The sequence below is a fragment of the Corynebacterium appendicis CIP 107643 genome (assembly GCF_030408415.1).
GTDB classification, from domain to species: domain Bacteria; phylum Actinomycetota; class Actinomycetes; order Mycobacteriales; family Mycobacteriaceae; genus Corynebacterium; species Corynebacterium appendicis.
Window position 1 is genome coordinate 1,613,557 of record NZ_CP046976.1, and the last position, 25,998, is coordinate 1,639,554.

Consider the following 25,998-nt stretch of genomic DNA (forward strand, 5'->3'; position numbering starts at 1 on the left):
GACCGAAATGACCGCACGACTTTCCCCGACAGCCGCCTGGTGGCTGGGTACCGCTGGCGCTGCCTTGATGATGGTCGGTTCCTTCGGTGCCGGCGCGACGCGCAACCGCGGTGGCGTACTCGACGCATTTGGCATCAGTTTTCTGTCGTACGGCCACGGCCGGGGTTTGCTCAACATCGCGCTCACCGCGGGTCTCGTCCTGCTCGTCGTCGGCTGGGTCGCCGCCGGACGGTTTGTCCTGGCCGACCGCACCGAGCCCGGCGTGCGCGACCGCTTCGAATTCGCCAAAGCATCGCTGTGGTCCGCCACTGCCCCACTGTTGCTCGCCGCGCCGCTGATGTCGCGCGATGTGTACTCCTACCTCATGCAGGGCGCGATGGTGCGTGACGGATTCGATCCGTATTCGGAAGGTGCCGCCATCAACCCCGGCCCGTACTTGCTGGAGGTTTCGCACGACTGGCGTAACACCACGACCCCCTATGGGCCGTTGCACCTGTGGATCGGCAACGGAGTGACGAGCTTCGTCGGCGACAACGTCATGGCGGGCATCATCTGTTACAAGTTCATTTCACTCGCCGGCTTCGCCACTATCGCTTGGGCGGTTCCCCGCATTGCGCGTCGCCTCGGCGGCGATCCGGCACTTGCACTGTGGTTGGGCGTGGCTAATCCGGTGATGCTGGTCCACATGGTCGGCGGCATGCACAACGAGTCAGTAATGGTCGGCTTGGTCAGCCTGGGCCTGGTCGCCTGTCTGTCGCGCCGTTTCCTGCTGGGCACCGTGCTCATCGGTGTGGCCGTCTCCCTCAAGGCGACCGCGGCTGTGACGCTGCCGTTCGTCGTGTGGATGGCCCTTCACTGCTACGCGCCTGAAGGCACCCGCCTCACCCGCCGCGTGGGCGTGTTCATGGCGGCTGGCTTCGCCGTCGTGAGCGCGTCGGTGGCCACCGTCGCGGCAGTAACGCTCGCATCCGGCACGTCGTGGGGCTGGCTGGCGGAAATCTCCGGCAACTCCAAGGTGGTCAATCCGCTTTCTGGTGCGACGCTTGCGGCCGAGGCAATCACGCCATTCCTGCAGCTTTTCGACGAAGAATTCCCCTACAACACCGTTCTCGGTGTGACGCGAACCATCGGTTCAGTGCTGATGCTGGCGGGGCTCGTGGCCGTGTGGTGGCTTTTCCGCCAGAACGAGCGCCGCAACGTCATGGGCATGGCGCTGGCCTACATGGTCGCCTTCGTGTTCAATGCGGTGACCCTGCCGTGGTACTTCGCATCGTCGGTGTCCGTGGCAGGCACATTCACCCCGGCGCGATGGCTCACACGCCTGACCGTCGGGTTGTCGGTGATCGTCGCGCTGGCGTTCAGCGGCAGTGGAAACCACCACTTTTACAACGTGGCGTGGATGCTTCCTGCGCTCATCGCCGGCTGGTGCGCGGCGGCGTATGTTCTGCCGAGGTCTAAAACGCCATCGCCTGCGCGCGCCTGATCACTTCGCGGGCGCCGTGCCCGTGCAGGGCGTCGATCGGGCGGCCCGGCAAGCTGTCGTCCTCAGTGAACAGGTAGGCCAGGATCTCGTCCTGGTTGAAGCCTCCGTCGAGCAGGACTGTGATGGCGCCGGCGATGAACTTGGACAGCTCGTTGCCATCCTCGAGCATGACCTCGGGGATGACCCTTGCTCCGTCTTTCTGGTACGACACGAGCTTGCCGGCGTTGACGTAATCGTGGACCTTGGTCACGGGCACGCCGAGACGCTCCGCCACCTCGGGGAAAGGCAGCAGCGTTTCACCGCTCAGCAGGGCGTCGAGGTCGTGTGCGTTGGGGTCATGCTCTGTAGAACTCACGCACACCACCTTACGCACCGCATGCCATCTACCGGTTGAGGTGGCGCGTGCACCATACTGGGTGGCATGACTCACCTCGCAGCCGGCGATGTGCTGGAAGGCCGGTACATCATCGACCGTCCCATTGCGCGCGGCGGCATGTCCACTGTGTACCGCTGCCTCGACGACCGTCTCGGCCGCGAGGTGGCCGCGAAGGTGATGGACGAGCGCTACCTCGACGACGAGGTCTTCCTCGACCGGTTCGCGCGCGAAGCCCGGGCAATGGCGCAGCTGAGCCACCCGAATTTGGTGAATGTCTACGATTTCGGAGCCGACGGCGAGGATGTCTTCCTCATCATGGAGCTGATCACGGGAGGCACGCTGCGGGAGCTGCTCGCCGAGCGCGGGCCGATGCCGCCGCATGCCGCCGCCGCTGTCATGCGCGCCATGCTCACGGGGCTGTCCGTGGCGCACCGCCGCGGTCTCGTCCACCGGGACATCAAACCGGACAACATCCTCATTAACGGCGACAGCGCAGTTAAGCTCGCTGATTTCGGTCTCGTGCGGGCGGCGAGCGATGCGCAACATTCCACGGACCAGATCGTGGGCACGGTCGCCTACCTCTCCCCCGAGCAAGTCGACGGCACGGAGATCACCCAGGCCTCCGACGTGTATTCCGCTGGCATCGTCCTTTTCGAGCTCCTCACCGGAACAGTCCCCTTCGACGGGGACACGTCCCTCGGCCACGCGATGGCGCGCCTGCGGTTGGATGTCCCTGCGCCGTCGTCGCGGATGCAAGGCGTGCCGATGCTTTTCGACGAGCTCGTCGCCACCGCCACCGCCCGCGATCCCCGCGAACGCTTCGCCAACGCACAAGAGTTTCTCGACGCCCTCGATGACGTGGCCGCTGAACTGGAACTGCCGAAGTTCACTGTCCCTGTGCCCACGCAATCTGCCGCGAACCGTGCCGCGGCGATCCCCACGAGTGTGACGCAGCTCGAAACCCCGGAACCGGAACCCGAACCGGCGCCTGTGCCCGAACCAGAACCAGAGCCCGGTCTCTTCGGCCGGCGCGACCCCTACGGGTACCGGGATCGTGACGAGCCGCAGGAACCGTACGGCGCAGCGCTCCCGCCGGCGGCTCCGGCACCGGTTCCCGCACCGTACGAACCTCATGTGCCGCCGCACGAGCGCATGGACGGACAGCTGGATGGCCGAGAACGTCAGCGTGAGCGCGAGGCGGAGCAGCCGCCGGTGGAGACGAACCGTTCGGCGGCGGCCATGGTCGTGGCTCTCCTACTCATAACAGCAGCCACCGCAGCAGTCGCTGTCGGTGGCTGGTGGTTCGGCTCCGGAGCCTACGGGGAGATCCCCGAGGTCCTCCGGATGGCTGAGTAGAGCGGGGACACCCCCGCTTTCAGACTCTGCTAGTTGCGGAGCATCTCCGCGACCAGGAACGCGAGTTCGAGGGCCTGCTCAGTGTTCAGGCGCGGGTCGCACGCGGACTCGTAGCGGCCCGGCAGGTCGATGTCGGTGATGTCCTGCGCGCCGCCGAGACACTCGGTAACGTGCTCGCCGGTCAGCTCGATGTGGATGCCGCCCGGGTGGGTGCCCAGGTGGCGGTGCACCTCGAAGAAGCCCTGGACCTCATCGATGATCTTGTCGAAGTGGCGGGTCTTGTAGCCGTTCGACGCGGTGAAGGTGTTGCCGTGCATCGGGTCGGACTGCCAGACCACCTTGTGGCCGGAACGCTCCACGGCATCGACGATGCCCGGCAGAACCTCGCGGACATTCTCGTGGCCCATGCGAGCCACCATGGTGAGACGGCCCGGCTCGCGGTTCGGGTCGAGCTTCTCGGCGTAGGCGACAGCTTCCTCCGGCGTGACCTTCGGTCCGAGCTTGATGCCGATCGGGTTGTCGATCAAAGCGGCGAAGTTGACGTGGAAGTCCTCCATGCCGCGGGTGCGCTCACCGATCCACAGCTGGTGCGCGGAGAGATCATAGAGCTTGGTGTCGCCTGTCTCGTTCTCAGCGAGACGGAGCATCGCGCGCTCGTAGTCGACAAGGAGTGCCTCGTGGGACGCGTAGATCTCGGAGGTGCGCAGCTCACGGTCGTTCACGCCGCAGGCATCCATGAAGTGGAGCGAGCGGGTGATCTCGCGGGACAGCGCCTCGTAGCGCGCGCCGGCGGCGGAATTGGCCACGAACTCGCGGTTCCACGCCTCGACGCGGTAAAGGTCAGCCGTGCCGGAGGTGGTCAGCGCACGGACCAGGTTCATCGCCGCGGACGAGTTCGCGTACGCGCGGATCATGCGGGCCGGGTCGTGGCGGCGGGATTCCTCGGTCGGCTCCACACCGTTGACGATGTCGCCGCGGTAATTCGGCAGGCCGTTCCCGTCCAGGTCGGAGGAGCGCGGCTTGGCATACTGCCCGGCGATACGCGCCAGCTTCACCACCGGAGTCGATGCACCGTAGGTCAGCACGACTGCCATCTGCAGCAGGGTCTTAATGTTGGCGCGGATGTGCGGCTCGGTGTTGGACTCGAAAGTCTCGGCGCAGTCACCGCCCTGCAGCAGGAAAGCTTTGCCCTTAGCCACGTCGGCAAGCTGGCTCTTCAGCTTGTGGATCTCGGGAGCCACCACCACCGGCGGGACAGACTCGAGAATCTTGCGCACATACAAGGACGAGTTCTCATCCCATGACGGCTGCTGCTTCGCATCGCGGGAGATGGCGTCCTGGAACGCCTCGTTGATGTCTCCCGGCAACGGCGGCAGATCGGGCAACACTTCTTTGGGGATGTCTACAGTCCAACTCACCCCTTAACTTCTAGCACGTTTGGTGCGCCGTACCTAGCGAAAGTGGGAAATGAGCTTGGCTTATTCTCCCCGCGAGCTCGCGTGGCCACGACGATCGAGGGGCAGCGAGCGCGCGCAGATCTTGAATTTAAGGAGATTATGGCGCGCGTCGACAAGCGCGTCATGGTTGCCGTTGGGTGCGGGAGGAAGCGTCGGGCGGCCCGCCATATCCCAGTACTGGCGCAGCTCGCGGGTGTAGCGCGGCATCTCCTTCGGGAATTTGGCCATATCGCCCCACAGCTGCGCCAGGACGACATGATCGTACGCGCCCACCCACGCCCACAATTCGGGCTTGGAATCGGCGGCGGTGAGGAACGCGAAGACCTCGTCGCGGATCTTCTGTTTCGGCTTCCACTCGGGACGCTGCGGGTTGGGCAGCTTCTCCAGGACGTTTTCGCGCACCCAAGGATTCGCGCGCGAGGCATCGAAATCGGTGGACACGGCGTAGTATTCGCGTCCGTCCTCGGCGACGATGCCGATGGAGATCAGCTCGATTGTCGTGCCGTCCTCGATGAACTCGGTGTCGTAGAAGTACCTCACTGCATGTTCTGCCAGTCAGGCTCCGTGCCCTCCGGGTATCCGTTGCCGGCCTCGAGCGACTTCTTCACGTCACCGGCGTACGCGTCGACGTATTCGTAGCCGGACAGCTCGACGAGGCGCTCCATGAAGAAGTCGGTGAACGGGCGCCATACTGCGGAATCGTTCGGCTCGTACCCGTTATCGCGCGCCCACTGGTGCGGGTCGACGGGCTCGCCGATCTTCACGCGCACCTTTGCCGGGCGCGGAATCCAAGAGCCGATCGGGTTCGCGTTGCGGGTGCCGATCATGGCGACGGGAATGCACGGCACTCCGGACTCCATGGCTACGCGCGCCATACCGGTCTTGCCCTTGTAGATTCGGCCGTCCGGGGAGCGGGTGCCCTCCGGGTAGATGCAGAACAGGTCGCCTTTGTCGAAGACGTCCTGGGCGACCTCGAGCAGGTGCGCGCCGGCATCCTTCGCCTGACGGTCGATGGGCACCTGGCCCACAGAGGTGAAGAAGAATTTCTGGATGCGACCGACCACGCCCGGCGCAGTGAAGTACTCCTGCTTCGCCGGATGCACGAGCTGGCGCGGGCACACGAGCGGGAAGTAGAAGGAATCCATCACTGCCTGGTGGTTGGACACCATGAGTGCGGGGGCGCCTTCCGGCGGGATGTGCTCGAGCCCTTCAGTTTCGGGGCGGTTCCAGATCCGCAGCCACGGCCCGATCAGGATGTACTTGAAAAACTTGTACCACTTGTTGTTCATGTTTCCTTCTAAACCATGTTTCGGGCCAAATCAGCAACGCCAATCATACCTGCCTGCGCGCCGAGCTCAGCGGTTTCGAGACGCGGAGTGGGACGGAAGCCGGATCCGACGACACCGGAGTTCATGCCCGTGCGGGCAGTATCCATGAACAGGTCCGCGTCCTGGCTCACTCCCCCGCCGAGCACGATGAGCTCCGGGTCTAAAACATCACACACAATCGACAGGCCCTGCCCGAGCCACTGCGCGAAATGGTCCATGGTGGCCAGCGCGAGCGCGTCGCCGGAACGTGCGGCGGCGACGACATCGTTGCCCGACGCACGCTTATCGACGACGCGCCGGTACAGCCCGCACCCGTCGAACCCGCCGCGTTCTGCGATCTCTACAGCAGTATCCACGAGCGCTGTGCCGGAAGCGTAGCGCTCGAGGCAGCCCCGTTTGCCGCAGGAGCAGGCGCGCCCGCCGGGCACGACGGTCAAATGCCCGAATTCGGGCGCTGTGCCGAACGAGCCGCGGTAAATCTCCCCGTGGTGCATGAGCGTGGCGCCGATGCCTGTGCCCACGGCGAAAAGCACCCATGTGTCGGCATCTTTCGCGGCACCGAAGCGGTATTCGCCCCACGCCGCCGAATTAGCGTCGTGTTCCAAGCGCACAGGCAACTCGAGCTCTTCCTGCAGGATATCGCGCACAGGAGCGTTGTCTTTCCAGGGCAGGTGTGGCGCGAAGCGGACGACTTCGCAGGCCGGGTCCAAAAAGCCTGCGGCCGCGACGCCGACGGCGCTGACGGAATGCTTGCGGCGGAGTTGCTCCACCAGCTCCACGATGGCGTGGACGAGGCTGTCCTCGTCTTCCGGCGTGTGGGTGGACACCGTGTCCAGCACCGTGCCCGACGCATCGACTACTCCTGCGCGGGTGTTCGTGCCGCCAATGTCGAATCCGATGGTGAGCGGAACAGCGCTCGGGTCGCTTTCAGCGGTTTCGGCGCGGTTGTGCGTAGGCATGAGTCAATATTCTAGCCCCGGCAGTTCGGGTCCTATATTTCCTCTGCTATTCCGTCTGCGTATAACCCGATACTCGCTGTGTCTCTCGTCTCTCCTTTACACAGCTCCCGGGGGCTCAAGGAGATCCGCGAGGCGCTGCCCCAGCACGTTCCAGGAGAAGTGCTCTCCCACGAACGCGCGTCCGGCTTCGCCCATTGCGGCGCGCCGCTGCAGGTCCCTCAAAAGCTCGATCACTGCTGCGGCGATCTCGTCTGTGTCGTTGCCGTCGGCGACGATCCCGGAAGCATCCGTCACCGTCTCAGGCGCGCCGCCGGAATTACCGGCGATGACGGGCACACCGCACGCCTGGGCCTCGAGGTAGACGATGCCTAGGCCCTCGACGTCGAGACCTCCTCCCCTCGTGCGGGCCGGCATGGCCATGATGTCTGCGGCGGCGACGACATCGCGCATCTGCTCCCGCGGCAGGCGGCCGAGAAAGTGCACGTCGCTGGCGACCCCGTGCAGGTGCGCCAGTTTCCGCAGTTTCGGCTCGTAGTTTCCCTCCCCCACGACAACGAGAGAAGCGCCAGGAACGGCGGCCTGCACACGCGGCCAGCATTCGATCAACCGGTCCTGCCCTTTCCGCGGCACGAGGCGCGAGGCCACCACGACGAGTGGGCCGGCCCCGAGTCCGTGCCTGCTGCGCGCGGCGGCCCGCTGCTCAGGAGCAGCTGGACGGAAGAAGTCGGTGTCCACTCCAGACGGCAGGGGGACGAAGTCTGCCCTGTCCCCGAACGCAGAATGAAATCGGCGCAGCGTGTATTCGGAGATATAGGTGACTGCGTCGGCGGCATTGCCGATGCGGCGCAGCACCTGGCGTGCGCCCGGCACCATCGACCAGCCGACCTCATGGCCGTGGGTGGTGGCGACGATCTTCTTCGCTCCCGCTTTCCGCGCCGCTGGCGCCATCACGGCCAATGGCGCGGCCGCACCGAACCAGACGGTGGTGATGCCGTGCTGGGCAATCAGCTCGTGCATGCGGCGCACCGTCGCCGGAGTCGGAAGCATCACCGAAGCGGGCCAGCGGTGGACGGTGTAGCTCAACGTGGCGTCGTAAAGCGATGCTTCCTGCTCGTCTTGCGTGGAGGCGAAGACGACGAGCGACCCGCTGCCGCGTAGCCGGACGAATTCTTCCGCAAAATCCCGCAGATACGACTGAATCCCGCCGACGGTGGGCGGGAAATCATTCGTGACGAGGAGTGTGGTCATGCCCCTCTAGTAACGGACAGCGCCCTGAACAGGCATGGAGTTCATCGGGACGACCTGGACCGGGATGCCGTAGTCCGACGCGTGGACCACCTGGCCGTTGCCGACGTACATCCCCACGTGGGTCACGCCCGGGTAGTAGCCGATGATGTCGCCCGGCTGAAGCTCAGACAACGGCACCGACGTGCCACCCGCGAGCTGGGCGCTGGACGTGCGCGGAATCGACTTGCCGTTCTGCTGGTACGCCCAGTACATCAGGCCGGAGCAGTCGAACTGGTTCGGACCGGCGGCACCCCAACCGTACGGGGATCCGATCTTGGACAGTGCGGCACCGACAACACCGTTCGCGTTCGCCGACGGCGGGACGTCGAGCGCCACCGGGCCATTCTTGGACTCCCAACGGGAACGCTGTTCCGGCGTGAATGCGTCAACACGTTTCTCCACGTCCTTGACCTGGCCGTCCAACTCGCGGCGTTCCCGCTCGAGCTTCTTGCGCTGGCCCTCCAACTCGGACTGGCGGTAATTCGCCACTGCCACCGCGATATTCGCGTCGGTCGCCCGCTGGGCGGCGACCTGGTTCAGCTTCTGCGACTCGTCGAGCATGCGCTGCGCAGAGCGGGACAGCGAGCCGAGGTACGCAGCGCGGTCGATTGCTTCCTGCGGGTTGGCGGACTCGAGCGCGTTCACGTTCGCGTCGTTGGAGAGGTTGCGATACTGGACGCGCGCCTGGTAGTCCACGTCGCCCTGAGTTCTATGTTGGGCTTTGGAAGCCTTGCGGGCGGCACGCTGTACTTCTTCGGCGGTCTTCTTCAGCGCCTTTACCTCGCGCTCACCCTTAGCGATGTTGTCCTCGATCTCCTTGACCTCTTCCGCCTTCGCGGTGGCCTTCTCGGAGATCTTCTCCATCTCCTTGATCAGGTCGTTGCCCTCGTCGGCATGCGCGGGCACAGCGACGCCGCCGAACGCGACAGCCACCGTCACCAGACCGGCGGCAGCGGAAGTCATAGTGAAGCGGCTGAGGCCACGGGAGCTCAGAGGGGAAGCAGCGCGGTCGATGCCCATGTCGGGAACCTCTACTTTCAAAAACACAGACGCACCCCCCGTTGAAAAGGGGGCACAGCGAAGGATCTATGAGGATTACAAACTTGTAACAAAGTTAATCGGCGGGAGGCCCCCGGTCAAACGCCCAGAACACTTATTTTCCGGAACATCTAACCCTGTGACCACAGTGAATATTGAGAAAAAGAACCGGCCGCGGACATCCCGTTGTTTTAGGGGGCCGCGGCCGGTTGAGCACTGAGAGCTCGTGACGCTTAGAAGCGCACTGCCGAGTGGATCGGCATGTAATTCAGCGGGCGGTAGCTCACCGGGGTACCGGAGTTCAGCGCGTCGATGATCTGGCCGTTGCCGGCGTAGATACCGACGTGGGACGCGCCACTGTAGTAAACGACGATGTCGCCGGGCTGCAGGTCCGAGATAGCGACGTTGCGGCCTGCGGAAGCCTGCGCACCGGAGGTACGCGGAATCTGCTTGCCAGCCTGGGCGTAGACCCAGGAGGTGAAGCCAGAGCAGTCGAAGGCGTTCGGCCCGGCGGCACCGTAGACGTACGGGGAGCCGATCTTGGATTTGGCGATGGACACGATGCGGTCACCCTGGGACTGCTGCGGCTTCGGGGCAGCCTTGGTGACAGCGCGGTACTCGGTCTGAGCCGGTGCCGGGGCGTACTTCGCCTCGACGCCGTTGATCCAGTCGCTGAAGCCCGGGACATTATTGACTCCCGGAACATTCTTCACTGCGGTGATGGCAGCGCGGACATCAGCATTCTTGTCTGCCTTGCCGGCGAGGGACGGGATCCACTGCTCGATGCCCGGGACGCTAGCAATGCCCGGGACGTTCTCGATGCCCGGAACCTCGGCAGCGATGCCGGTGTTCGGGACCTTGACCTGAGCCGCTTCTGCGGTGGCCGGTGCGAAAAGGGTTGCACCCGCGACGAGCGCGGAGGCGGTAGCGATGCTGCGCTTTGCAGTCGCGTTGTGGCGGCGGTGCTTAGCCATGGACAATCTCCAATATCTTCCAGTGACGCCTACCGGGTTAGCTGTCGGGTTCGGTGCAGGAATTCACCTCGGGTTGCTCCGGCACGCTCTACGCGCGCTCCTTGCTTCCCTTTCACCCCAGGAAACGTTCTCGGTTCCCCGGCTTCCATTCCCGCCATGGGGCGAAATGGAATTCGGCTTAGTGTTCTGATGTCTTATCGCTTGCGCCTCTGTGGCCGCAAGGTCTCAGATAGGTTACGAAATGGACACGGACGTTGTCTAGCGACGCGCCCGTTATCGTTTCGTAATCTTTCTCGGCGTCCAGATTATCGGACATTATATGTTCTGAACGTTTAACTGGGAAATTATCTATCATCGCGGCTTTTTCAGCTGACCAGCACAGATAGGAACGGTAAATGCAATCGGGAGGGCTCTTTCGCGAGTCACGGAGACGGCGCAAATAAAACTGTGACACTCGCCACACTGTTACAAAAACGCTATAAACAAGAGGAAACCCCCTCTCCCACCCCGGTTCAGTTCCGGGTGGTCAGGAGAGGGGGTTTTAACCGCGTGCGTTTAGCGCTTACTTGCGCTTGCGCTCGATGGCGCCCGCGTCACGGTCGGAGGCACCCTTCTCGGCCTCGAGGGCACGGAGGGTCTCAATCTCCTCGTGGTGGTTGGCGCGCTTGATCTCGTTACGCTTGGCGGTGATCGAAGGATCATCCGGCGAGAAGATACCGGAGGTCTCCGAATCTGCGTAGCCGAGTTCGTTGAGCTGCTTCGGCACTCGTGCACCGGCGTACTCCAGCGGGATCTGGTGGCCGTCGGCGTCGACCGGACCCAGCGGCTGGTGGACTCCGACAAAGGCGCCGTTCGGCAGCTTCTGGATGACACCGGTCTCAAGGCCGTGCTCCAAGACCTCACGGTCGCTGCGCTGAAGACCCACGCAGATGCGGTACGTGATGAAGTACGCGAGCGGCGGCAGAACAATCAGACCGATACGGCCGATCCAGGTCATCGCGTTCAGCGAAATCTGGAAGTGGTACGCGAACAGGTCGTTACCACCGGACAGCGTCAGCAGCAGGAAGAAGACCAGGCCCATGACGCCGATGCCGGTGCGGACCGGAACATCGCGCGGACGCTGAAGCAGGTTGTGGTGGGCGTCGTCGCCGGTGACCTTCTTCTCGATGAACGGGTAAGTCAGCAGCAGGACCACCATGATGCCGGCCATCAACGCCACCCAGAACACGCCCGGGATGGTGTAGTTGCCGAGGTAGAGTTCCCACGCCGGCATGACACGGGCGGCACCATCAGTCCACAGCATGTAGATATCCGGCTGGGAACCAGCGGAGACCTGCGACGGGTTGTACGGGCCGATATTCCAGATCGCGTTAATGGTGGTGACACCAGCCATCAGTGCGAGAACACCGAAGACCAGCATGCCGAAGCCCACGGCCTTCACGGCGAAGACGGGCATGATTCGGATACCGACAACATTGTTCTCGGACCGGCCCGGTCCCGGGAACTGGGTGTGCTTCTGGAACCAGACGAGCAGCAGGTGCGCCGCGATGAGTGCAAGGATGATGCCCGGCAGGATCAGCACGTGCAGGATGTAGAAGCGGTCCAGCATGAGGTCCGACGGGAAGTCGCCGCCGAACATTGCCCAGTGCAGCCAAGTGCCGATGATAGGCAGACCGACGATGATGGCGGACATGATTCGCAGGCCGACACCGGAGAGCAGGTCGTCCGGCAGCGAGTAGCCCATGAAGCCCTCAGCCATGCCCAGCAGGATCAGGGTCACGCCGATGATCCAGTTAGCCTCACGCGGGCGACGGAATGCGCCGGTGAAGAAGATGCGGAGCATGTGGGCGAACATCGCCATCATGAACATCAGGGCGGCCCAGTGGTGCATCTGCCGGACAAAGAGACCGCCACGGACCTCAAAGGAGATGTCCAGTGCCGTCGCGTATGCGCGCGACATCTCCACACCGTTGAGCGGCAGGTAGCCACCGTCGTAGATGACCTTGGTGATAGACGGGTCGAAGAACAGGGCCAGGTAGACACCGGTCAGCAGCAGGATGATGAAGCTGTACAGCGCCATCTCACCCAGCATGAAGGACCAGTGGGTCGGGAAGACCTTGTTCAGCTGCGGGCGCAGCGCGCCCGAGATAGTGAACCGCGAGTCAGCGTTGTCCGCGGCTTGCGCCAATTTGGTACTCATTATGACTTACGCTCCCAGAATGCCGGGCCGACGGGCTCAATGAAGTCCCCGCGGGCGATGAGGTAACCGTCTTCGTCGATTTCAATAGGCAGCTGCGGCAGAGCGCGGGCCGCCGGGCCGAAGACCGGCTTGCCGTGCTCCAAAGCATCGAACTGCGATTGGTGGCACGGGCACAGAATGCGGTTGGTCTGCGCCTCGTAGAGAGAGGTTGGGCAACCGATGTGGGTGCAGATCTTCGAGTAGGCGTAGTAATCGCCGTAGTGGAAGTCTTCCTGCCCCTCGCGCTCGACAACCTTGGCCGCGTCGGAGGAACGCAGACGGATCAGCATGACTGCATTGCGCGGGCCGTGAATCGAGTGCATGTGGTTCTCGTACACGTCGCGCTCGGCGTCGTACTTGTCGCCGTCGTTGACATCCTCTTCGAGGAGGGGGAAGACCGTCTCCATCGAAGCGGCGTCCAGATCCTCCGGGCGCATGCGCACCAGACGGGAGACACCAGCGGTGCTGTAGTGCTTGCCGGCATCGGTGTCGTGCAGCTCGGCAATCGCGGAGGTGTCGCGGCCGAGGTACAGCTTCTTGCCCTCGCGAGCCAGGGACCAGCCCTGGGTCCACAGGGTGCCGTCGCCGTTGTAATTCATCTGGTGACGCACGCGCCACGGGTTCTTGATGATGCCGCCGAGCGGGGCGATGATGACCAGGCCGGCCATAAGGCCAGCGCCCCCCAGGAGGCCCTTCATGACATTACGACGGCCGAGAGTGGAGGTCTGCCATGCGTCATTCAGCAAAGCCGTCGTGGTGCGGCGGTCAAGCTCGGAGGAACGGCCGTCGTGGCGGCGCTGAACCGCGATCTCCTCTGGGATGAACTTCTTGACGTACTGAACAATCGCGACACCGAGCGCGATCAGGGACAGACCGGAGGTCAGACCCAGCAGCGGGGTGTAGAGGCTGAAGAGGCCCAGGCCCTCCTGGCTGTGGAAGCGGGGCTCCCACGGCCAGAACAAGTACACGCCGAGGAACGCGAGCCCGGCAATGATCGAGATCGCCAGCCAGATGTTCACGCCAGCAGCGGCGCGCTTCTCAGCCGGATCGTTCTCGAGCGGGAAGCGCTCCTTCCGGTACGCCACCGTGACGTCGTCAAGCTCGGTGCCCAGAGCAGCAAGCTCGGCGTTGCTCATCTTGTCCAGCTCTTCGCTGGTGTAATTCTTCTTTACTTCATTGCTCATGAGCGCGATCCAATCCACATTGCGGCTGCACCGATGAGGGTGACGCCGATGATCCACATAGCCAGACCCTCAGCAACAGGGCCGATGCCGCCCAGTGCCCAGCCAGCCGGGCTCGGGGTCTCCTTGGACGACTTGATGAAGGCGATGATGTCGCGCTTCTCGTCAGCGGTCAGCTGACGGTCGGAGAACTTCGGCATGTTCTGCGGGCCGGTCAGCATCGCCTGGTAGATCTCCTGCTCGTTGGCAGGATCCAGCACAGGCGCGTACTTACCGGAGGACAGCGCGCCGCCGCGTCCGGTGAAGTTGTGGCAGGACGCGCAGTTCAGGCGGAACAGCTCGGAACCGCGGGCAACGTCGGCGGCCTGAATGTCGCCGTCGAAGTTCTTGCCGCGCAGCTCCTCCATCGCGATGGAGCCGTCCTCGTTGTACACGAGCTCCGGGCCGCCGCCGTTAGCTGCAACATATGCGGCCATAGCCAGTGTCTGAGCTTCGGAGTAGCGCGGCTTCTTGCGCTCAGCCTGAGCGTCGTTGGACATCATCGGCATACGGCCGGAGTTGACCTGGAAGTAGACGGCGCCTTCGCCGGTGCCGATCAGGGAAGGACCGCGGTCCTTCACGCCCTGCAGGTTCGCACCGTGGCAGGTGATGCAGGCCTGCTCGTAGAGGTCTTTACCTTCCTGAATCAGCGCTTGGTCATCGCGTTGGGCGGTGGCCACCTGCGCATCCGGGGTCAGGGCCGTAGCCAGCAGGCCGGCACCCGAGAGACCGATGCCGAGCGCCAGAGCGCCGGCGGCGGAACGGCGCATCCTGCGGCGGTTCCGCGCCTTCTTTGGGGTGTTATCCATGTTGTTCCCTTAAGCGAAAATCAGTGGTTAGTGCTTACGTCCGGTCAAGGCCGCGCTACTGAACCAAGTAGAGAGTAACGAACACGCCGATCCACACGACATCGACGAAGTGCCAGTAGTAGGAGGTCACCATGGCGGCAGTTGCCTGAGCCGGAGTGAACTTCGACTTGGCCACACGGAGCATGACCACGACGAAGGCGATAATGCCCGCGGTCACGTGCGCCATGTGGAAGCCGGTGATGATGTAGAACACCGATCCGTACACGCTGGACTGCGGGGTGACCCCCGCCATGACCATCTCGGTCCACTCGAATGCGACGAGGCCCAAGAAGACCACGCCGAGCACGATGGTCACGGTGAACCATTTGCGCAGACCGAAGACATCGCCCTTCTCAGCGGCGAAGACACCGAGCTGAGAGGTGACCGAGGAGGTCACTAGGACGATGGTGATGATCGTGCCGAAGACCACGTTGAGGTGGTCCGTTTGGTTCGACCAGTCACCGGTGGACATGCCGTTTGCGCGCGAGGTGAAGTACATCGCGAACAAGCCGGCGAAGAACATCAATTCTTGGGCGAGGAACACGATCGTTCCCACGCTGACCATGTTCGGTCGGTTCAGCACAGGGAGACGGTCGGGCGCTGTCGCCATACCTGGGTTCGTTGTTGCAGTCGTCACGCGTATCAGTATCGCCTTTTTCAACCATAAAGTCACCTTGTTCACCCCCGAATTTTTCATGTGAGCACAACGAGGACCAGCCGTTTTCTTTCTGTTTCCTGCGCGTGTCGGTCCCCATAAAAGTTCCGGGAACTATTTGGGCTCGCTTTACGCCGTTCATCGGTGCAGGTCACCGGCGGACAGAATTTTCCATTCTGGTCCCCCCGCGATTCCGGACAGCTCCTGCACGCATGCACCAAAGCGGCCGTGATTTTCTTTTAGTTCCCAGGTGTGACCGGATTCACATTTAATCCCTGGGGAAACGGTACCCGACCCCTACTTTCGTATGCCCCCCCACTCGGCGCGGATATATAGGTATATCGGCGTGAAAAATCCCCGCACCGATCATGATGTCAGGTGCGGGGTAGGGCGCGCGAAGCGTGGAAGGCTTAGTGCTTCTCGCGCGGGATGCCGTACTGCAGGTTCAGCTTGGTGGTCGCCCAAATGAGGACAACAGCACCGAGAGCCAGCAGCCACAGCTGCCAGAACGCGATGCCAAAGGCCATCAGGCAGATGCCACCGGTCATGGCGAGCGGCCAGATAGAGCCCGGGGAGAAGAAGCCCAGGACGCCAGCACCGTCCTCGACCTCTGCCTCTTCCCAGTCCTCCGGGAGGACATCGCTGCGGTTCTCGGTGAAGTTGAGGTAACCACCGAGCATGAACGAGAAGGCAGACGCCAGGATAAGGGCGACACCGCCGGCCCATTCATAGCCGTAGAGGTATGCGTCGTCGCCGACGTAGTTAGTGCCGAAGGCGTAGATGACCGCCGTGATGGTCAGAAAGACGCCGATGGCGTAAAAGACTTTTGCTCCAGCTCCCATTGCTTTTCCCTAGCCTCTCTTAGACATTCTGCACGGCGTTGTCGCCGCCGCGGGTTCCGGTTCGGTCGGAGTTGAACGGACGGGTGGACGTTGCAAACGGCTCTTCGCCGATGGACTCGAGGGCCTCGGAGTTAGCCGCGTCAGGGTTCTGCTCGCGGAAGCTCATGTAGTCGCGGAACTTCTCCGGGGAGACCGCACGGATCTCGAAGTTCATCATCGCGTGGTAGGTACCGCACATCTCGGCACAACGGCCAACGAAAGCGCCTTCCTCGTTGATCTCCTCGATCTGGAACTTACGCTCCTGCTGGTTCTTCTCCGGGTGCGCGTAGACGTCGCGCTTGAAGAGGAACTCTGGAACCCAGAACGCGTGGGACACGTCGCCGGATGCAAGACGGAACTCAATCGGGGTGTTCGTCGGAAGAACAAGGACCGGAACTTCCTCGGTGGTGCCGACAGTCTCGATCTGGTTGTAATTCAGGTAGGAGTTGTCGCCCATCGAGTTGCCGTGGATCGGGTTCGGGTTGTGAACACCCTCGGCATCCTTCTGGGAGTCCTCGGCGATCTTCTGGCGCTCAGCGTCAGTGCCGTCGTAATCGGAGCCCGTCGGGGAGAGCTCGGCGCCGACGTGCGCGTAGCCGAACTTCCAGTTCCACTGGAAACCGGTGACATCAACGGTGACTTCCGGGTTCTTGTCCAGCGCCACGACCTTGGTCTGTGCCTGAATGGTGAAGAAGAACAGCACCATCACGATAATGATCGGAAGGATGGTCAGTCCCAGCTCCAACGGGACGTTGTACTGCAGCTGCTTCGGGAACTCACCAGCCCCTTTCTTCTCGCGGCGCTTTCCACCCCACGCGAAGATCGCGTAAAGGAAGATGCCCCACATGATGATGCCGATGATCCATGCAGCGAGCCAGACCCAGACCCAGAAGTTGTACATGCTTGCACCCTCAGGGGTGATGGGGTCCGGGAAACCCATGTCGAGCAAGTTCGACAATGCGCTCGGCGGTTCAGCCTCACAGCCGGCGAGACCGAAGCCGCTCAGGGCGAGCAGCCCTGCGACTCCGAGTTTCTTGGCCAGGCCACGGTTCTTTGCCGTATCCACGTGTGTCTGCCTTCCTATCCACACAAACGAAAAAGCTGTGAATATTCTCCAATCCTCCACCTCGACTGTCAGGCAGCCTGAGGCGAGCAGAGCAAAATATTCCTACCCAGTCAGAATAGATTATCCGCGCGCCGGACCTAACCCGCTCCCGTCCGCATGTTCCGCCTGTCCAGCCCGCCACCGGGCACCGCAGTTGAACAGAACCGTTTACCCGCTGGTTACCGGCCACGTCTGCAGCCCCGGACATCTACTGGGAATCCTCGGTGTGCCCGCCGTCACAGAATTTCCTAGAAATATCAACCGGAAGTTGCACCCCTATTGGGGACGGGCTAAAGGTGGGTCCTGAAGGGGCCTGCGCCACGCGGACACGAGCAAATTCCGGCCGTGCAGGGCGGGGCTTCTATTGTGGGTAGAGCTGAACTCATTTTCCTTGAATGACCATCTAAGGAGCCTTTCCCATGTGCGGTCTTCTCGCCATGCTGACCAGCTCGTCTGACGCTTCGCGCTTCGCGGAGGCAGCGGAGCGGGCCCTCCCCTGTTTCCACCACCGAGGCCCGGACGCCGCGGGCACCTGGCACGACGAGGACGCCGTCTTCGGATTCAACCGCCTCGCCATCATCGATCTGGAGCACTCGCACCAGCCGCTGCGCTGGGGCCCGGCCGAGAATCCGGAACGCTACGCGCTGACTTTCAACGGCGAAATCTACAACTACGTCGAGCTGCGCGAGGAGCTCACCGCCGCTGGCCTGAGCTTCAACACCGAGGGCGACTCGGAGACGATCGTGGTGGGTTACCACCACTGGGGCGAAGACGTGGTCAAGCACCTGCGCGGCATGTTCGCCTTCGCCATCTGGGACACCGAGACCCGCTCGATGTTCGTGGCGCGCGACCAGTTCGGAATCAAGCCGCTGTACTACGCCACCACCGAGGCAGGTACCGTCTTCTCCTCCGAGAAAAAGGCGATCATGGAGATGGCCCCGGAGCTCGGTCTGGACCTGAGCCTTGACCGCCGCGCGATCGAACACTACGTCGACCTCCAGTACGTCCCGGAGCCGGAGTCGCTGCACTCGTCTATCCGCCGCCTCGAGTCCGGCTGCACCGCCACGCTGACCCCGGGCGGCGAGGTCCACGCGAAGCGCTACTTCAACCCCCAGTTCAATGTCGTCCCGGTGGCCAAGGGCGATGAGCACCAGCTGTTCATCAAGATTGCCGGGGTGCTCGAGGATTCCGTCGCAAAGCACATGCGCGCTGACGTGACTGTCGGCTCCTTCCTCTCTGGCGGCATCGACTCGACTGCGATTGCGGCCTTGGCGAAGCGCCACAACCCGGACCTGCTCACCTTCACCACGGGATTCGAACGCGAGGGATATTCGGAGGTCGACGTCGCCGCGGAATCCGCTGAAGCGATCGGTGTCGAGCACATCGTCAAGGTCGTCTCGCCTGAGGAATACGCCGACGCGATTCCGAAGATCATGTGGTACCTCGACGATCCGGTCGCGGACCCGTCGCTCGTGCCGCTGTTCTTCGTCGCGCAGGAGGCCCGCAAGCACGTCAAAGTCGTCCTGTCCGGCGAGGGCGCAGACGAGCTGTTCGGCGGCTACACCATCTACAAGGAGCCGCTCTCCCTCGCTCCGTTCGAGAAAATGCCCGACCCCTTGCTGAAGGGCCTGAACAAGCTCGGGCAGATCCTGCCGGAGGGCATGCGCGGCAAGTCCCTGCTGGAGCGCGGCACCACCCCGATGGAGGCCCGCTACTACGGCAACGCCCGCTCCTTCAATTTCGACCAGCTGCGCCGCGTCCTGCCGTGGGCGAAGCCGGAATGGGACCACCGCGAAGTCACCGCCCCGATCTACGCGCGTTCACAGGACATGGATCCGGTCGCGCGCATGCAACACCTCGACCTGTTCACCTGGATGCGCGGCGACATCTTGGTCAAGGCCGACAAGATCAATATGGCCCACTCCCTCGAGCTGCGCGTGCCGTTTTTGGATAAGGAAGTCTTCGCCGTCGCGGAGACCATTCCGCACGACCTCAAGATCGCGAACGGCACAACCAAATACGCGCTGCGCAAGGCGATGGAACAGATCGTTCCGCCGCACGTGCTGCACCGAAAGAAGCTCGGCTTCCCGGTGCCGATGCGTCACTGGCTGGCCGGCGACGAGCTCTACGGTTGGGCGCAGCAGACCATCAAGGAATCGCAGACCGACGACATCTTCAACAAGCCCGAGGTGCTGGAGATGCTCAAGGAGCACCGCGACGGCGTGTCCGACCACTCCCGGCGCCTGTGGACCGTCCTCGCGTTCATGATCTGGCACGGCATCTTCGTCGAGCACCGCATCGACCCCGGCATCGAGCAACGCGACTACCCGGTCAAGCTCTAACGCTCTCCTTCGCCCCCCACCCCCACTACCCCGCCTCGCGGCACGTTCCGTGCCTGCACGCGGGGTAGTGCTGTCTCTACCCCGATCGCATGAACAGAGCTACTGACTTCATTCTCGCGCGGCTGTTCAATGGGCACCATGACAACGACACAGCCAACGACGACGCAGCCAAAGCCGAAGAAGACCGGACGCAGAATACTGACCGTAATAGGGGTGCTCTTTCTCGCGGCCGTGCTCGTCGCTGCAGCCGCCGTGTACTTCTACGGCCCGGCGGTATCAGCAATGACGACCGGCAAGGCGCGTTTCCTCGGCACCGATTCGCCGAAGCGTTACACCGCGACCGTGCTACAGCTCGCCGAGCAGGGCATCTACAGCGATTCGGAGGAATTCGCGGCTGCCAGCGAGCACGCGAAGGAGGTAGCTGAGGACGCGGATTCCGTCGACGACGTGCGCGGTGCGCTTGACGACGCCATCCATGCCGCCGGCGGCAAACACTCGCGCCTGTTCTCCCCGGAACAGGTCGAACAGCGCGCCACTGACGCCGCAGGCAGTACCGCGGGTGCGGGCCCCGCTGTCGACGTGAACGGCGGCGTCGCCGTTGCCACCGTGCCGGGCGTCACCCGCCACGCTGACGTGCAGGGCTACGCCGACACGCTCGCGGGCGGGCTGTCCCAGGCGCGCGATGGCGGCGCATGCGGCGTGGTCGTGGACCTGCGCGGCAACGGCGGCGGCGACATGGGGCCGATGCTGGCGGGCCTGTCCCCCGTCATCCCCGACGGGACGGCGATGGAATTCGTGTATTCCGGCAGGACCATGGCGGTGAGCGTCAACGGCAATTCCGTCTCCGGCGGCGGCACTCCCCTGACCACCGACGGCGGCAAATGGGACGCCCCGACCGCGGTCCTGGTCGACGAGGAGACCGCGTCGTCAGGCGAGGCGACCATGCTGGCGTTCCGCGGACTGGACAACTCCCGCAGCTTCGGCGCTCCAACGGCCGGCTTCGCCTCCGCGAACACAGTCTACGACTTCCCCGACGGCAGCGAACTGACGCTCACGATCGCGAAGGACCGCGACCGGGAGGGCCAGACCTACGCCGAAGAACCGATCGAGCCTGACACGAAGACCGAGTCAGGCGACACCGCCCTCGCCGCGGCCCAGAAGTGGCTGCGCGACGAGCACGGCTGCCAGTAACTGCACCCACGCCAGACTGCAATTTCGAGGCGCCCCGCCGGCGCAACAGGACAAAAAGAAACGCGCCCCGCACAAAACGGGGCGCGATTTCGTCGCTCGCTAGGGGCCTGCCGGCTGACTGTTAGTTGAAGGAGTCGCCGCAGGCGCAGGAACCGCCGGCATTCGGGTTGTCGATGGTGAAGCCCTGCTGCTCGATGGTGTCAGCGAAGTCGATCTCGGCACCCATCAGGTACGGGACACTCATCTTGTCCACCACGAGGCGGACACCGCCGACGACGTCGGCCTTGTCGCCGTCGAGGTCGCGGTCGTCGAAGTAGAGCTGGTAGCGCAGCCCGGCGCAGCCACCCGGCTGAACGGCGATGCGCAGGGACAGGTCATTGCGGCCTTCCTGGTCCAGCAGCGCCTTCGCCTTGGCGGCGGCTGCCTCGCTGAGCTTCACGCCTGTTGCGGAAGTCGGTGCAGTCATGAACGTTTCTCCTTGCCTACGAATCGTTTCAGGTTCCCGAGCCTACTCCGGGCCGGCACCTCGGTGCTAGTGCACCCTAACTTGCGCTGGTCACGCTTCAAAAGGCTGGGGCGCAACGCAGCTGTACGCCACAACACCACCGGGCGCACCCGTATTCCCACCAGCCCACGGGGGTTTTGTAGCCTAGAGTGCGTGAAACTTCCCTGGCAGAAATCCGATGCCCGCGCGGCCGAGAGCGCAGCCGCCGACAGCGGCTCCACCAAGCTCGACCTCGGCGGTGACGCCGCGAAGGACGCTCCCGCGAAGCAGAAATCCGCCTCCGCGGGATCCGGTGCAAAAAAGGACGTGAAGAAAAGCGACCGGCCCCTGGACAAGGACGGCAAGCCCCTGCCGAAGGGCTACACCCCGCCGAAGGGCCGCCCGACGCCGAAGCGCTACGACCAGGAGGTCAAGCGAGGCGTGGTGCGCGACCCGAACGCGATGTCCAAGCCGCAGCAGGCGCAGAAGCGCAAAGAGCTGAAGGCTTCCATGTCCAAGGAGGAGTGGAAGGACTACAAGAAGCAGGAGCGCGCGCAGCGCCGCGAGCGCAACAAGGAAGTCCAGGCACGCATGGACGCGGGCGACGAGCGCTACCTGATGGACCGCGACAAGGGCGATGTCCGCCGTTACGTGCGCGACTGGGTGGATTCGCGCCGCTTCCTGGCCAATTACATGCTGCCCACGATGGTGGTCCTGCTCGCCATCATGATCCTGGGCACCTTCCTCCCCCGAGTGGCGGAGATTCTCTCGCTGGTGTCCATGGTGTTCATCGTGGCCATCTTCGTCGAGGCGGTGCTGATCGGCCGCCGCGCGAATCGCGCTGTGCGCGAGAAGTTCCCGGAGACGGACGAGACGGGCTTCGGTTTGGGCATGTACGCCTACTCGCGCGCTTCTCAGCCGCGGAGCTGGCGCACCCCGAAGCCACAGGTCGAGATCGGCTCCAAGGCGTAGCGCTTACGGCGCAGAAAGCAGGCCCACTCGACCATGAGCGTTTCACTGGTCTTCGATCAGGTACCCACACCGGACAGTGCCGTTCAGGCACGGGTGCGCGCCGCAATGACGGAGAACCCTCGCGGGGCGTCGTTCGGCAGACTCGCGGCCGTCGGAGCGTGGGTCGCTGGACGGCAGGGAGAGGCTCCCCCGCGTCCGATCCAGTCGCCGCGCATCGTCGTCTTCGCCGGCGACCACGGCATCGCCGCGCGCGGGGTGTCCGCGTACACACCGGAGGCCTCCGTGCTGCAGGCCGACGAGATCGACGCGGGCGCGGCACCCGTGAACACGTTGGCGCGCATTGCCGACGCCCCGGTGGAGCTCATCCGCGTCAGCCTCGCCGACAGCGCCTCGCTCATCCGCGAAGCATCCGGCGCGATCGATGTCGAGGACGCCATGAGCGACGACGAGTTCGTCCGGGCCGCGGAGCTCGGGCGCACCGTCGCGGACACCGCGATCGACTCGGGCTGCGACCTCGTCGTCGTCGGTGATGTCGGCGTGGGCAACACCACGGTGGCGGCCGCCGTCATCGGCGCGCTCACCTTCACCGAGCCCGTCGTGGCGGTCGGCCGCGGCAGCGGGATCAACGACGAGACATGGAAGGTCAAGGTCGCCGCCGTGCGCGACGCGATGTTCCGCGCCCGTGACGTGCACGACGATGTCGCGGAGGTCCTCCGCCGCATTTCATCGCCGGATTTCGTCGCCGAGGTCGCGTTCATCGCGCAGTGCGCGGCGCGGCGCACGCCAGTGCTTATCGACGGCGCGTTCCCCTCCGCCGCCGCCTACGCCGCCGAACGGCTCGCACCGGGGGTGCGCGAGTGGCTGCTCGCCGGCCAACTCAGCCCGGAGCCCTGCCACACCGTGTCCCTGAAAGCCCTCGACCTGACACCGGTCGCCGCGTTGGACATGACCACCGGCCAGGGCGCCGGCGGCGCGGCCGTCCTGCCGCTGATCACTGCGGCTGTGGAGCTCGTCGCCGACGAGATGCGCTCCCAGGACGGCGCCGAGCAGTAGCAGCCCCCCCCTACTTCGCGGGCACCAGCGTGTGCAGCCAGCCGTGGGTGTCCTCGACTTCTCCGCGCTGGATCTGGGTCAGGCGCTCGCGCATCTTCATGGTGACGTCGCCGGCCTCGTTGCCGTTGACGGTGAAGTCGATGTCCTCGCCCGCGATGTGGCCGACCGGGGTGATCACGGCGGCGGTGCCGCACGCGAAGGATTCGGTCATCTTGCCGTCGGCAACGTCGTTCTTCCAGTCGTCGACGGAGATGCGCACCTGCTCGGTGGCATACCCCAAGTCTTCGGCGACCTGCAGCAGCGAGTCACGGGTGATGCCCGGCAGCAGCGAGCCGGAGAGCTCCGGCGTGACCACCTTGACGTTGTCGGCCTCGGAACCGTAGACGAACATGAGGTTCATGCCGCCCATTTCTTCGATGTAGGTGCGCTCGATGGCGTCCAGCCAGACGACCTGGTCGCACCCCTGCTCTTGCGCCTGGGCTTGGGCGAGCAGCGAGGCCGCGTAGTTGCCGGCGAATTTCGCGGCGCCAGTTCCACCCGGCGCGGCGCGGACGTAGTCCTCGGAGATCCACACTTTGACCGGAGAAATGCCGCCTGAGAAGTATGCGCCAGCCGGGGACGCGATGACGTAATAGGTGTAGCTGCTCGCCGGTTTGACGCCCAGGCTGATCTCCGTGGAGATCATGAACGGGCGCAGGTACAGCGCCGCTTCGCCGCCAGCCTCCGGCACCCAGTCCGCGTCGATGTCGACGAGCTGGCGCAGGGACTCGAGGAAGAGTTCGTCGGGAAGCTCCGGCATCGCCAATCGGTCCGCGGAATTCTGCATGCGGTGGGCGTTTTTCTCCGGGCGGAATGTCGCGATCGACCCGTCCGGCTGGCGGTACGCCTTGAGGCCTTCGAAGATGGCCTGGCCGTAGTGGAACACCATGGATGCCGGATCGAATTCCAGCGGGGCGTACGGCTGCACGCGAGCGTTGTGCCAACCCTTGCCCTCGGACCAGTCGATCGCGACCATGTGGTCGGTGAATTTCTGGCCGAATTTCGGGTCGGCGAGAATCTCGGCGCGCTGCTCGTCGCTCGCCGGGTTCTCGTTTTTCTGCACGGTGAATTCCAAGTTCGTCATGCTGCCCAAGCATACGCCCGCGGTGAACCACCGCAGCCTGTTAGCCAAACCCAGCTCTGGCGTAGGATCGGCCGCGAGAATCGCACGTAGTCATTGTCTTTCGAAGGAGTATGCGTTCAATGCTTCCTCACACCACCGGTGTTCTTCCATCTCACGGCACGCTGCCCAGCGTCGACTTCGCGGCACACGCCGACAGCACGCTTGTCGACGGCGCCGCGCGACTTATCCCCATCGTTCAGGGCGAGGCTCTGGAGCTGCCGGTGTCCGCGCTGACCCGCGACGGGCTGCTGGAAGCGCTCGAAGCTGTCGGCGCGAAGGGCTCGCACGGCGAGATCGTCAAGGTCGCGCTCGAAGGAGTCCTCTATATTGCAGTCGGTCTGGGCGAGGACACCTCCGCCACCTCTGTCCGCCGCGCAATGGGCGCTGCTGCCCGTGCTCTCAAGGGTGTCGACCGCGTGGTCGTCTCGGGCGAGTTCGGTGTCGGAGCCATCGTCGAAGGCCTGCTGCTCGGCGGCTACACCTACTCCGGTTTGAAGTCCGAGGACAGCGGTGACGGCGAGGCCGACGGGCAAACCGACGAGCGTCCGTCCGCTCCGCAGATCACGGTGATCGGCCGGGACGACGAGCGCGCGGAATTCGAGGCGGCAGCCACCACCGGCCACGCTGTCGCTCTGGCCCGCGACCTGGTCAACACCCCGTCCAATCTGCTCTACCCGGAGGTCTACGCCTCCTACGCGGAGAAAATCGCCACCAATGCGGGCCTGACCGTGGACATCCTGGACGAGACGCAGCTGCGCGAACAGGGCTTCGGGGGCATCACCGCCGTCGGCCAGGGCTCCGCGCATCCTCCGCGCCTGGTGCACCTGACGTGGGCGCCGGAGAACGCCTCAGCGGAGACGTCGATTGCGCTGGTGGGCAAGGGCATCACTTTCGATTCCGGCGGTGTCTCCCTCAAGCCTGCCAACGGCATGGAGCAGATGGTGATGGACATGGGCGGTTCCGCGGCTGTGCTCGCCACCTCCTGCGCAGTGGCGGCACTCGATATTCCGGTGCATCTGGAGGCCTGGATGCCCATGGCGGAGAATATGCCGTCCGGTTCCGCACAGCGGCCGGGCGATGTGATCACCCATTACGGGGGTATTACAAGCGAGATCATCAACACAGATGCGGAGGGCCGCCTCGTTCTCGCCGACGCGATTGCGCGAGCTTGCGAGGACTCTCCCTCCCACCTGATAGAGACCTCCACGCTCACCGGCGCGCAAATGGTGGCACTGGGCAAGCGCACCTTCGGCGTGATGGGCAGCGACGAACTGCGCGACCGTATCGCCGAAAACGGCCGCGAACTGGACGAACCTGGCTGGGCAATGCCGCTGCTCGAGGAGCACGAGGAGGAGATATCCTCCAAAGTCGCCGACGTGAAGAACGCCAACAGCGACCGCTTCGGCGGCATGGAATTCGCGGCTACCTACCTGTCCCGCTTCATCGGCGAGGACACCGAATGGGCGCACGTCGATATCGCCAGCCCCGCCTGGAACAGCGGCGCGCCACACGGCTTCACCCCCGGCCGCGCCACCGGCGTTCCGGTGCGCACGCTGGTCGAGACCATCCGAGGCCTCGTCTAGCCTGA

Annotated in this window: 23 protein-coding genes and 1 riboswitch; of the genes, 7 read left to right on the forward strand and 16 right to left on the reverse strand. The window is 64.1% G+C overall.

The window, feature by feature from the left end; translation table 11 throughout:
• Positions 1-7 precede the first annotated feature (7 nt).
• Entirely contained in the window at positions 8-1,483 is a 1,476-nt protein-coding gene (locus CAPP_RS07910; RefSeq protein WP_076598703.1) for an alpha-(1->6)-mannopyranosyltransferase A, read from the forward strand.
• Here the strand turns inward: CAPP_RS07910 and CAPP_RS07915 are convergent.
• Positions 1,455-1,844 (reverse strand): Rv2175c family DNA-binding protein, encoded by a 390-nt coding sequence (locus tag CAPP_RS07915; RefSeq protein ID WP_412459490.1) that lies wholly within the window; start codon positions 1,842-1,844, stop codon positions 1,455-1,457. The two genes, CAPP_RS07910 and CAPP_RS07915, sit on opposite strands and share 29 nt — an antisense overlap.
• A 60-nt stretch (positions 1,845-1,904) precedes the next feature.
• On the opposite strand from CAPP_RS07915, the gene CAPP_RS07920 reads away from it, so the two are divergent.
• On the forward strand, positions 1,905-3,215 hold the full coding sequence (locus CAPP_RS07920; protein WP_076598701.1) for a protein kinase domain-containing protein: 1,311 nt from the start codon (positions 1,905-1,907) through the stop codon (positions 3,213-3,215).
• A 29-nt stretch (positions 3,216-3,244) separates the two neighbouring features.
• On the opposite strand, the gene CAPP_RS07925 is transcribed toward CAPP_RS07920, so the two are convergent.
• The 13 genes from CAPP_RS07925 to ctaC form a co-directional block, all read right to left on the reverse strand.
• A complete protein-coding gene (locus CAPP_RS07925; protein WP_076598700.1) occupies positions 3,245-4,633 on the reverse strand; it encodes a class II 3-deoxy-7-phosphoheptulonate synthase in 1,389 nt (462 codons plus the stop codon).
• Between the two features lie 60 nt (positions 4,634-4,693).
• Complete coding sequence (locus CAPP_RS07930; protein WP_076598699.1) at positions 4,694-5,212, reverse strand: polyadenylate-specific 3'-exoribonuclease AS; 519 nt, start codon at positions 5,210-5,212, stop codon at positions 4,694-4,696.
• The gene (locus CAPP_RS07935; RefSeq protein WP_076598698.1) at positions 5,209-5,961 is read right to left on the reverse strand and encodes a lysophospholipid acyltransferase family protein; all 753 of its coding nucleotides are present in this window, start codon (positions 5,959-5,961) and stop codon (positions 5,209-5,211) included. Before CAPP_RS07935 ends, CAPP_RS07930 begins: the two co-directional genes overlap by 4 nt.
• 8 nt (positions 5,962-5,969) lie before the next feature.
• On the reverse strand, positions 5,970-6,959 hold the full coding sequence (locus tag CAPP_RS07940) for an ROK family protein (protein ID WP_076598697.1): 990 nt from the start codon (positions 6,957-6,959) through the stop codon (positions 5,970-5,972).
• Between the two features lie 96 nt (positions 6,960-7,055).
• Complete coding sequence (locus CAPP_RS07945) at positions 7,056-8,207, reverse strand: glycosyltransferase family 4 protein (protein ID WP_076598696.1); 1,152 nt, start codon at positions 8,205-8,207, stop codon at positions 7,056-7,058.
• A gap of 6 nt (positions 8,208-8,213) precedes the next feature.
• A complete protein-coding gene (locus CAPP_RS07950) occupies positions 8,214-9,209 on the reverse strand; it encodes a C40 family peptidase (protein WP_353959214.1) in 996 nt (331 codons plus the stop codon).
• A 308-nt stretch (positions 9,210-9,517) separates the two neighbouring features.
• Positions 9,518-10,258, reverse strand: coding sequence for a C40 family peptidase (locus CAPP_RS07955; RefSeq protein ID WP_076598694.1), 741 nt, complete (start codon positions 10,256-10,258; stop codon positions 9,518-9,520).
• 11 nt (positions 10,259-10,269) lie between these two features.
• A riboswitch (cyclic di-AMP (ydaO/yuaA leader) is annotated at positions 10,270-10,447 on the reverse strand.
• Positions 10,448-10,820: 373 nt separating this feature from the next.
• Positions 10,821-12,458, reverse strand: a complete 1,638-nt coding sequence (gene qcrB / locus CAPP_RS07960; RefSeq protein ID WP_076598693.1) for a cytochrome bc1 complex cytochrome b subunit — start codon at positions 12,456-12,458, stop codon at positions 10,821-10,823.
• The gene (gene qcrA / locus CAPP_RS07965) at positions 12,458-13,681 is read right to left on the reverse strand and encodes a cytochrome bc1 complex Rieske iron-sulfur subunit (RefSeq protein ID WP_076598692.1); all 1,224 of its coding nucleotides are present in this window, start codon (positions 13,679-13,681) and stop codon (positions 12,458-12,460) included. Before qcrA ends, qcrB begins: the two co-directional genes overlap by 1 nt.
• Entirely contained in the window at positions 13,678-14,526 is an 849-nt protein-coding gene (gene qcrC, locus CAPP_RS07970; protein WP_076598691.1) for a cytochrome bc1 complex diheme cytochrome c subunit, read from the reverse strand. The genes qcrA and qcrC overlap by 4 nt, the downstream gene beginning before the upstream one ends.
• 55 nt (positions 14,527-14,581) lie before the next feature.
• Positions 14,582-15,202, reverse strand: coding sequence for an aa3-type cytochrome oxidase subunit III (gene ctaE / locus CAPP_RS07975; protein WP_200803261.1), 621 nt, complete (start codon positions 15,200-15,202; stop codon positions 14,582-14,584).
• 428 nt (positions 15,203-15,630) lie between these two features.
• Entirely contained in the window at positions 15,631-16,062 is a 432-nt protein-coding gene (gene ctaF, locus CAPP_RS07980) for an aa3-type cytochrome oxidase subunit IV (protein ID WP_076598688.1), read from the reverse strand.
• A gap of 19 nt (positions 16,063-16,081) precedes the next feature.
• Positions 16,082-17,167, reverse strand: a complete 1,086-nt coding sequence (gene ctaC / locus CAPP_RS07985) for an aa3-type cytochrome oxidase subunit II (protein WP_076598687.1) — start codon at positions 17,165-17,167, stop codon at positions 16,082-16,084.
• 458 nt (positions 17,168-17,625) lie between these two features.
• On the opposite strand from ctaC, the gene asnB reads away from it, so the two are divergent.
• Positions 17,626-19,548, forward strand: a complete 1,923-nt coding sequence (gene asnB / locus CAPP_RS07990; RefSeq protein WP_076598686.1) for an asparagine synthase (glutamine-hydrolyzing) — start codon at positions 17,626-17,628, stop codon at positions 19,546-19,548.
• Positions 19,549-19,686: 138 nt separating this feature from the next.
• Positions 19,687-20,739: a S41 family peptidase gene (locus CAPP_RS07995; protein WP_076598893.1), complete on the forward strand. Its 1,053-nt coding sequence runs from the start codon at positions 19,687-19,689 to the stop codon at positions 20,737-20,739.
• A gap of 121 nt (positions 20,740-20,860) precedes the next feature.
• On the opposite strand, the gene CAPP_RS08000 is transcribed toward CAPP_RS07995, so the two are convergent.
• Entirely contained in the window at positions 20,861-21,205 is a 345-nt protein-coding gene (locus tag CAPP_RS08000; RefSeq protein ID WP_076598685.1) for a HesB/IscA family protein, read from the reverse strand.
• A 192-nt stretch (positions 21,206-21,397) separates the two neighbouring features.
• On the opposite strand from CAPP_RS08000, the gene CAPP_RS08005 reads away from it, so the two are divergent.
• A complete protein-coding gene (locus CAPP_RS08005) occupies positions 21,398-22,195 on the forward strand; it encodes a DUF3043 domain-containing protein (protein WP_076598684.1) in 798 nt (265 codons plus the stop codon).
• A gap of 33 nt (positions 22,196-22,228) precedes the next feature.
• Positions 22,229-23,248 (forward strand): nicotinate-nucleotide--dimethylbenzimidazole phosphoribosyltransferase, encoded by a 1,020-nt coding sequence (locus CAPP_RS08010; RefSeq protein WP_076598683.1) that lies wholly within the window; start codon positions 22,229-22,231, stop codon positions 23,246-23,248.
• A 10-nt stretch (positions 23,249-23,258) separates the two neighbouring features.
• Here CAPP_RS08010 and CAPP_RS08015 read toward each other — a convergent pair whose 3' ends face one another.
• Complete coding sequence (locus CAPP_RS08015; RefSeq protein WP_076598682.1) at positions 23,259-24,371, reverse strand: branched-chain amino acid aminotransferase; 1,113 nt, start codon at positions 24,369-24,371, stop codon at positions 23,259-23,261.
• A gap of 119 nt (positions 24,372-24,490) precedes the next feature.
• Here CAPP_RS08015 and CAPP_RS08020 point away from each other — a divergent pair, with 119 nt between their 5' ends.
• Positions 24,491-25,993, forward strand: a complete 1,503-nt coding sequence (locus tag CAPP_RS08020) for a leucyl aminopeptidase (RefSeq protein WP_234958740.1) — start codon at positions 24,491-24,493, stop codon at positions 25,991-25,993.
• The last annotated feature ends 5 nt before the right edge of the window (positions 25,994-25,998 follow it).